Raw genomic sequence first — 8,377 nt, 5'->3', positions numbered from 1 at the left:
GGGCAGTTCCTCACGGGGGTCGACAGCGTGCGCCGGGCAGAGCTCCGGCCGTCGAGCACGCTGACGAGCCGGGCGGGGGTGCGCCGACGAGGAGAAGGTCACGGATGGGGTGATGCTGGGGTCGATCGTGCCACGGGAACCCCTCATCCACATAGTTGTCCACAGGCTGTGGGTTGTAGGGTGAGGATGCTCTCACCGGCAGGATGCCGGGATCCGGGACGACGCCGCGCCATCGTCGCACGCGGCGAAGGTCACCCGTCGTGGTTTGACCCGGAGGGGTCGCGCAGCGTAACGTCAGACAGCCGTTCCAGGTGTTCTTGGCGCGCCCGCGTGGAGGAAACTCGACGCGAGGCCTCACGTCAGGAAATCCCTGCGAGGACCCGGTGCCCCCAGCAATGGCCATCCGGTCCGCGCGCCTGAGCGGTGACCGGGCGGGGGACCGTCCGGCGCACGACCCGAACCACCGGCAGGAGCCAACCGGAGCCTGTCACTGCATCGTCGAGGACATAGACGGTGTACCTCCCCGACGTTCTTGGAGTACCTCGTGAGCAAGCGGACCTTCCAGCCGAACAACCGGCGCCGGGCGAAGACCCACGGCTTCCGGCTGCGCATGCGGACCCGCGCCGGCCGCGCCATCCTGGCTGCCCGCCGCCGCAAGGGCCGCACCGAGCTCTCTGCCTGATCGCACGTGCTCCCCGCGGCGCACCGACTGCGCCGTTCCGTCGATTTCGAGCGGGCGGTGCGCCGCGGCGTGCGTGCTGGTAGGTCGACCGTGGTCGTGCACCTCTCGGAGGATCCCGAGGGCGCTGCTCAGCCGCAGGTCGGCTTCGTCGTCTCCAAGGCAGTGGGGAACGCGGTGCACCGCAACCTCGTGAAGCGCCGACTGCGCGCCGCCACGGCGTCGCGCCTCTCCGTGCTGCCCGCGCACGGGCGCGCCGTCGTCCGCGCGCTTCCCGGCGCGGCGCTCGCCTCCTTCGAGGAGCTCAGCGCCGACCTCGACAGCGGTCTCGTGCGTGCGACCCGTCGGCTCGACGAGCGAGCGGGCGAGCGTCGATGACGACGACCCATGCGCCGCGCATTCCAGCGCCGTCCTCGCCCGAGGAGCCGGGGACCGACGAGCGCGGCATCGTTCGCCGGGTCGTCGACCTGCTGCGCCGGGTCCCCGCCCTCACGCTGATCGGCATGATCAGGGCCTACCAGTCGGTGATCTCCCCGATGACCGGGCCCACGTGCAAGTACTACCCGTCCTGCTCCCAGTACGCCCTCACGGCGGTGCGTCGTCACGGCGCCCTGCGCGGAACGGGCCTCGCCCTCTGGCGGCTGCTGCGCTGCAACCCCTGGAGCCTCGGTGGGGTCGACGACGTTCCGCCGGCACGACACACGCACTAGCCCGCTGCCCGGGAAACGGGCTTTCACACGCTTTGTCCGAAGTTGAGGGAGCAGTCACGGATGGACTTCTTCGCGTTTCTCTACCCGATCGAGTGGGTAGTCGCCTGGATCATGTACTTCTGCCACCAGGGACTCACGTTCCTGGGGTTCTCCGACGGCCCGGGGCCCGCCTGGGTCCTGTCGATCGTCGGCCTGGTCATCATCATCCGCATCCTGCTGATCCCGCTGTTCTTCAAGCAGATCAAGGCGTCGCGCGGCATGCAGCTGCTGCAGCCCGAGATGCAGGCGATCCAGAAGAAGTACAAGGGGAAGACGGACCCCGCGTCTCGTGAGGCCATGAGCCGCGAGACGATGGAGCTCTACCGCAAGCACGGGACAAACCCCTTCGCCTCGTGCATGCCGATCCTGCTCCAGTCGCCGATCTTCTTCGCACTCTTCCGGGTGCTGAACTCGCTGAAGCCGATCTCGGACGGTACGTACTCGCGCGACAGCATCGGACCGATCGACGCTTCGGTGGCGAGCGACATCGAGAGCTCGTCGGTCTTCGGAGCCAAGCTCTCCGACGTCTTCCTCCAGACGGACGACCTGCAGACCCGCATCGTCATCGCCGTGCTCATCCTGGCGATGTGCGCGACGACGTTCTTCACGCAGCGACAGCTCACGATGAAGAACATGCCGAAGGCCGCTCTCGAGGGCCCGATGGCCTCGACGCAGAAGATGATGCTCTACGTCTTCCCCTTCATCTTCGCCGTCTCCGGCGTGAACTTCCCCGTCGGCGTCCTCGTCTACTGGACCACGACGAACCTCTGGTCGATGGGGCAGCAGTTCTACACGATCCGACGCATGCCGGCCCCGGGTTCGGAGGCGGAGCGCCTCCTCAAGGAGCGCCAGGCGCGCAAGCGCGCGGCGAAGGGCGTCGTCGAGGACGCGACGCCGGTCATCGAGCAGCCTCGCGGCCAGCGTCAGCAGCCCAAGCGCAAGGACCGCCAGAAGAGCGCCCCCCGTCCCGTCGGGACGGTGTCCGCGACCACCCCGGAGGATGCCCCGGTGGAGGATGCCCCGGCGGACAAGCCGGCACCGGGCGGTGCCGCGAAGGGCGGGTCCGGGACCGGCGCGTCGAAGCCCGCGCCCAAGAAGAAGAAGCAGAAGTAGACCTGCGCCCGAGCGCGCACGTGCCGTGAGGAGCAACGCATGACGCCTACCGAGACGCCCGCGCCCGACGCGACGTCCACCGAGGAATCCGCCCCGGAGACCACCCGACTCGAGGAGGAAGGGGAGATCGCGGCGGACTACCTCGAGGAGCTCCTCGACATCGCGGACCTCGACGGTGACATCGACATCGACGTCGAGCACGACCGGGCCGCTGTCGAGATCGTCGCGGACGACCCCGCCGCTCTGAGCTCTCTCGTGGGCGACGACGGCGAGGTGCTCGATGCGCTGCAGGAGCTGACGCGTCTCGCCGTGCAGGCCAGGACGGGGGAGCGGAGCCGCCTGATGCTCGACGTCGCCGGCTTCCGTGCGGGCCGCCGTCGTGAGCTCACGGCGCAGGCCGCAGAGGCGATCGAGCGCGTGCGTGCCGAGGGCACCAAGGTTTCGCTCGAGCCGCTCAACGCCTTCGAGCGCAAGGTCATCCACGACGCCGTGGCCGCAGCAGGGCTGCGGAGCGACTCGGAGGGTGTCGAGCCGCAGCGCTACGTCGTCATCTACCCGGCAGACTGACACCGTCGGAGACGACCCCTCCGCTTCTCCGCCCCGCGTTTCACGTGAAACGCGGGGCGAAGTGCGTTCCTGAGGGTGTGCAGGTGCCCACGAGCTGCGAGTGACTCTGGGTGCGGAACTGCTGACGATCCCGCCGGCAGGGGAACCGCACAGGAGATGCGGGGCGCGGCGAGCGCCGGTGGCGGGGCGTGTGCGGTCCCGGGCCGATGCCCTGATAGACGGCGTTCGCTACGTCGCGACGACCGCCGTTCCTCGCGTCGGCGAGGAGAAGTGTGACGACGATCCTCGGAACGTGCGGGACCGTGGTCGCAGCGCGTCGAACCTCGCTCCGCACTCGGTGGGCCGCGCACGCTCCACGTCGTTTCACGTGAAACGATGAGGCGTTCGTACACGAGGAGGCAGACGACCCGATGCAGCACGAGGCCGCAGGCAACGAGGAGCCGGACATCCCCCGGGAGGCGTTGATCGAGTACTTCGGTGACTCGTTCGTCGTCGTGGAGAAGTTTGCTGAACGGTTGCGGAGCGAAGGCGAGCTGCGCGGTCTCATCGGACCGCGGGAGGTTCCGCGGATCTGGGATCGTCACATCCTTAACTCGGCCGCCGTCGTGCCCTTCCTGCCCAGGACCGGGCTGATCGCCGACGTGGGGTCGGGTGCTGGCCTGCCGGGCGTCGTGATCGCCGCCATGCGGCCGGAGGCGACCGTCTACCTCATCGAACCGATGGAGCGGCGCTGCGCCTGGCTGACGGAGATCGCCGAGGACCTCTCCTTGCCGAACATCGAGGTCAAGCGAGGACGGGCCGAGGAGTATCACGGGGCGTTCGAGTGCGACGCGGTGACGTCGCGAGCCGTCGCGGCACTCGACAAGCTCGCGCGACTGTCGCTCCCGCTGGTTCGACCCGGCGGAGAGATGATCGTTCTCAAGGGTCGTAACGTGAGTCGCGAGATCGATCCGGCGCGGAAGGTCCTGCGCAAGCTCAAGGGGTCGGAGCCGGAGATCATCGAGGCACCGACGCTCCCCGGCGTGGAGACCACGACGGTCGTTCGTATCGTGCGGCAGACTGGATCCCGCTGATCTGGGGAACGGGTGCCGAGGACGTGAGCGACACGCCCGATCTCGGCCCCGACATCCGTCGAAAGCCATGGCGCACGGCGGATGCTGAGAGGCGACGACGGAGAGGATGAGACGCGTGACGCAGAGCCCTGTGGGCCCCGACGGCTCCGAGGAGCAGGTGGCGCTCTCCCACGACGGGGAGGGCGATCGGAGCATGGGAACCGAGGACGACCGCCGGGCAGCGCTGATGGCGAGTCTTCCCGTCGCCGACGAGTCGACGCCGTTGGCGGCTCAGCTCGCGGAGGACGCTCGCCGTCGGATCGACCTCCACGGACGTCGCTTCCCCCGACCGGTGACGACCCGGATCATCACCGTCGCGAACCAGAAGGGCGGCGTCGGGAAGACCACGACGACGGTGAACCTTGCCGCCGGGCTGGCGATGGCCGGGCTCAACGTCCTGGTGATCGACAACGATCCCCAGGGGAACGCGTCGACCGCTCTCGGCGTCGAGCATCGCGCAGGGACGCCGTCGGTCTACGAGGTTCTCGTCGATGGCGACCCGTTGGCGAGTGCGGTGCAGCAGTGTCCCGACATCCCCACCCTCTGGTGCGTCCCGGCGACCATCGACCTTTCGGGTGCAGAGATCGAGCTCGTGTCGCTCGTTTCACGTGAAACACGGCTTCGTCGTGCGCTCGATGAGTATCTCGCCCAGCGTGAGCGCGACGGCCTCGAACCCATCGACTACGTCCTCGTGGACTGCCCGCCGAGCCTTGGCCTCTTGACGGTGAATGCCTTCGTGGTCGGTCGGGAAGTGCTCATCCCGATCCAGTGCGAGTACTACGCCCTGGAAGGCCTGAGCCAGCTCCTCAAGACGATCGAGCTGATCAAGGCGCACCTCAACCCGGGGCTCCATGTCTCCACGATCCTGCTCACGATGTACGACGGCAGGACGAACCTTGCGCAGCAGGTCGCCAGCGAAGTTCGCGAGCACTTCCCGGAGCAGACGCTGCGCACGACGGTCCCGCGCTCCGTGCGCATCTCGGAGGCCCCGAGCCATGGGCAGACGGTTATGACCTATGACCCGGGGTCGACGGGGGCCCTCGCGTACCTCGAAGCGGCCCGCGAGCTCACGCAGCGAGCGGAGAACCGTAGCGACGAGGGGACGGGCGAGGACCGTCAACGGAACGCCGACTTGCGGCCACCCCAGGACCCTCCGGGGTCAGCACATTCCGGTTCCACGTCTCACCACGATCATGAGTTCGCCGGCACCATCGGTGGTCCCGGCCTGCGGCAGGAGGAACAGCGATGAGCGAGAAGCGCCGAGGGCTCGGTCGAGGACTAGGTGCCCTGATCCCGACGAGCTCCGAGGGCAGGCGGCCCGTCGACGTCTTCTTCCCGAGCCCTGCCACGGACGAGGCGAAGCACCACGAGACGGCCGGCGCCGCCGAGAGTTCTGTCGACCAGCAGGCCGAGGAGGCGGCAGCCACCACGAGTGTGACGACGCTGGTGGCGGACGCGGACGCCGGGCCCGCTGACCTCGCGTCCCTTACCTCGCCCCCGGACGCGGACCTCGCTGAGCTGGATGCTGTGGCGGCGGGGGACACCGCCGACTCGAGCGCGAGCCTGGCGCCGACACGCGACTCGTCGACGACAGACCAGGCGACGACAGACCAGGCGACGGTCGACTCGGCAACGACGGGCGCGGTTTCACGTGAAACGACGTCGGACTCCAGCCTGAAGGCCGGCAGGGAGCAGATCACCGCAACGGAGCCTGGTGCCTCTTCATCTGCGGGATCGACCAGCGTGGAGGAGTGGGCAGGCGGGGCCGCCGACGACCTGGTGCCCGTTCCGGGCGCGCGGTTCGCCGAGCTCCCGACCTCGTCCATCCGACCCAACCCGCGGCAGCCGCGCACCGTCTTCGACGAGGGCGAGCTCGACGAGCTCATCGGTTCCATCCGGGAGATCGGCGTGCTCCAGCCGATCGTCGTGCGCCCGGTGCCGGGGGAGTCCGGCGCGTATGAGCTGATCATGGGCGAGCGCCGCTGGCGGGCGACGCAGGCAGCGGGTCTTGATGTCATCCCGGCCATCGTCCGTGAGACCGACGATGCCGACCTGCTGCGTGATGCGCTCCTCGAGAACCTGCACCGCAGTGCTCTCAATCCCCTCGAAGAGGCAGCCGCGTACCGGCAGCTTCTGGACGACTTCGGCTGCACCCACGAGGAGCTGGCGGACCGTATCTCGCGAAGCCGTCCGCAGATCTCGAACACCCTGCGTCTGCTGCGCCTGCCTCCGCTCGTACAGCGTCGGGTTGCTGCCGGAGTGCTCTCGGCAGGTCACGCCCGGGCGCTCCTGGGGCTCACGGACGGTGCAGAGATCGAGCGTCTGGCGCAGCGCATCGTCGCCGAAGGCCTCTCCGTGAGGGCGACGGAGGAGATCGTCGCGATGGGCGGTCTGGACGGGGAGCGTCGCCCGCCGCGAACTCCTCGGGCCGGACAGCGGTCTGCGGCGATCGACGAGCTTGCGCATCGGTTGTCCGACCGCTTCGAGACGCGCGTCAAGGTGGACCTGGGCAAGAACAAGGGCCGTCTCACCGTGGAGTTCGCCTCCGTCGAGGACCTCAACCGCATCCTCGATGTCATGGCGCCCGACGACCCGGGTCTGTTGCGGAAGTAGACGACGATCGCGCCGGTGTCGTGGGCGCGGCTGCGTCGACGAGGGCGGCTCGCGGGATCACCTAGCGGGGCGGGTGCGCACGCCATACGGCGAGTGCACCCGCCCCGCTGGCCTGTCGGGAGGGACGGACCGCACCTCGCCTCCTCAGCTTTCTTACGGTGAGACGCCCGAGCCGGCTTCACCGGCGCGCATCCGAGTCGCATGACCAGCAACCCCTGTGTCGGCCGGTCGCCACAACGCGCTGCGCCCGTGGTGCGTGGTGAGGGAACTGTGCATCTACCGCAGACCCGCCTCGGGACGGGCGGAAGGAAGACTGCCGGGTGGAGCACAAGGCTATTCAGCGAGTGCCGGAACGCCTCGCTGACGAGGACGGCCGTGTCACGATGGGCGGCCTTCGCTCACACCCTTCGAGCGCTGTGTACACGCGACGGTGGTGGCTCCCGCCCGGGGGGAGGGCGGATGTTCCACGTGAAACGGCAGACCGGCGGCGCGCGGGCGTACGCCGTGGAACGCTCGCGGCTCCGCAGACCCGGCTTCGCCCAACGCTTCGCCGGGAGCGCCCGCACCGCGTACGCGCGTGACGTCGTGGCGCCTCGGCTCGGGCCGACGCCGTCGCCGTTCGCCGCGTTCGTCCTCGCGTCGGGAGTCGAGACCCTCATCACGGAGCAGGCTGTGGTCGCGACGTGTTTCACGTGGACCATGTCCGGGAGGACGTGGCTGCTGATCGGCTTCACGACGGCGAGCAAGCTGACGGTCGACGCCGAACTCCTCATACGCTGCCGCGCCGGCCGATCGTCGAGGCAGCGAAGGCCCGCGGCGCTCTCTGCTCGGAGGCGCGCGCGTCGGAGGCGAGGCCAATCGGCCCCGGAGACGTTGGGCAGATCAAGCGCTCCGTGATGTGGCCGCTCTGGCACCCTGCCAACGGATCGATGTGCGGGGCTGCGCCTCGCTGTTCTTTGCGGCAGAGGCCGAGGACCCCGGACACCACGCGAATGCTCTGCCAACGGGATGGCCCGTGAGCGGGGCGGCCCTCGGGTCTTCGACGATGGGCCGCAGAGCTGTCGCTCGCGGTTCGATGGCCGACGCCGCTCGATGCCGCTGCCATGCACCACGGCCGACCTCGGGCGCCGGTGGACGGTTCGCCGGAGTCCTCTCGTGAGAACACAGCGGCGTCGCGGTTGGTCGGTACGCGGACGGGCCGGACAACGCGGCGCCTTTCGCTCACGCGCCGTGACCGGCTGTTTCACGTGGAACATCGGAAGGTCGTGGCACCGTCCGATGCGGCTGGGCTAGACACCGCGCACCTACCCGCACCGCGTCGTCCGACTCCGCAGGTGAAGCGCCAGGGCGCGCGACGCATCGGCGGGGCTGGAGGCCACAGCCCGGCACCGGGGGAGGGGAGGGGCTCCCGTGATGCGCCGCCAGGGTCACCAGGGGTGGACCTGGATGCAGGGGAGGTCAGAAGTGTCGCGGTCGGGAAGCTCGCCGCGTGAGGCTCGCTCTTTTCGCTCTCGACCGTCCCGATTCCGCGGCAGCCGTGGACG

Annotated in this window: 8 protein-coding genes; all 8 read left to right on the top strand. The window is 69.2% G+C overall.

What is annotated here, in order from left to right; translation table 11 throughout:
* Window positions 1-544: 544 nt before the first annotated feature.
* A complete protein-coding gene (rpmH, locus tag HKK73_RS18830; RefSeq protein ID WP_034225701.1) occupies window positions 545-682 on the top strand; it encodes a 50S ribosomal protein L34 in 138 nt (45 codons plus the stop codon).
* 6 nt (window positions 683-688) lie between these two features.
* Window positions 689-1,057 (top strand): ribonuclease P protein component, encoded by a 369-nt coding sequence (gene rnpA, locus HKK73_RS18825; protein WP_031315171.1) that lies wholly within the window; start codon window positions 689-691, stop codon window positions 1,055-1,057.
* Complete coding sequence (gene yidD / locus HKK73_RS19450; RefSeq protein ID WP_081599776.1) at window positions 1,054-1,389, top strand: membrane protein insertion efficiency factor YidD; 336 nt, start codon at window positions 1,054-1,056, stop codon at window positions 1,387-1,389. Before rnpA ends, yidD begins: the two co-directional genes overlap by 4 nt.
* Window positions 1,390-1,449: 60 nt before the next feature.
* Window positions 1,450-2,541 (top strand): membrane protein insertase YidC, encoded by a 1,092-nt coding sequence (gene yidC, locus HKK73_RS18815; RefSeq protein ID WP_043651562.1) that lies wholly within the window; start codon window positions 1,450-1,452, stop codon window positions 2,539-2,541.
* Between the two features lie 39 nt (window positions 2,542-2,580).
* Window positions 2,581-3,108, top strand: coding sequence for a R3H domain-containing nucleic acid-binding protein (locus HKK73_RS18810; protein ID WP_034651924.1), 528 nt, complete (start codon window positions 2,581-2,583; stop codon window positions 3,106-3,108).
* Between the two features lie 410 nt (window positions 3,109-3,518).
* Window positions 3,519-4,181 carry a 16S rRNA (guanine(527)-N(7))-methyltransferase RsmG gene (gene rsmG / locus HKK73_RS18805; protein WP_137281361.1) on the top strand — a complete coding sequence of 221 codons (663 nt, stop codon included), beginning with the start codon at window positions 3,519-3,521 and terminating at the stop codon, window positions 4,179-4,181.
* A 115-nt stretch (window positions 4,182-4,296) separates the two neighbouring features.
* Entirely contained in the window at window positions 4,297-5,469 is a 1,173-nt protein-coding gene (locus tag HKK73_RS18800) for a ParA family protein (RefSeq protein ID WP_371810569.1), read from the top strand.
* Window positions 5,466-6,833, top strand: a complete 1,368-nt coding sequence (locus tag HKK73_RS18795) for a ParB/RepB/Spo0J family partition protein (RefSeq protein WP_171468623.1) — start codon at window positions 5,466-5,468, stop codon at window positions 6,831-6,833. Before HKK73_RS18800 ends, HKK73_RS18795 begins: the two co-directional genes overlap by 4 nt.
* Window positions 6,834-8,377 lie beyond the last annotated feature (1,544 nt).

Origin of the sequence: Cellulosimicrobium sp. 72-3 (genome assembly GCF_013127315.1) — a bacterium.
Lineage (GTDB): Bacteria > Actinomycetota > Actinomycetes > Actinomycetales > Cellulomonadaceae > Cellulosimicrobium > Cellulosimicrobium funkei.
This window is presented reverse-complemented; position numbering and strand designations above follow the sequence as displayed.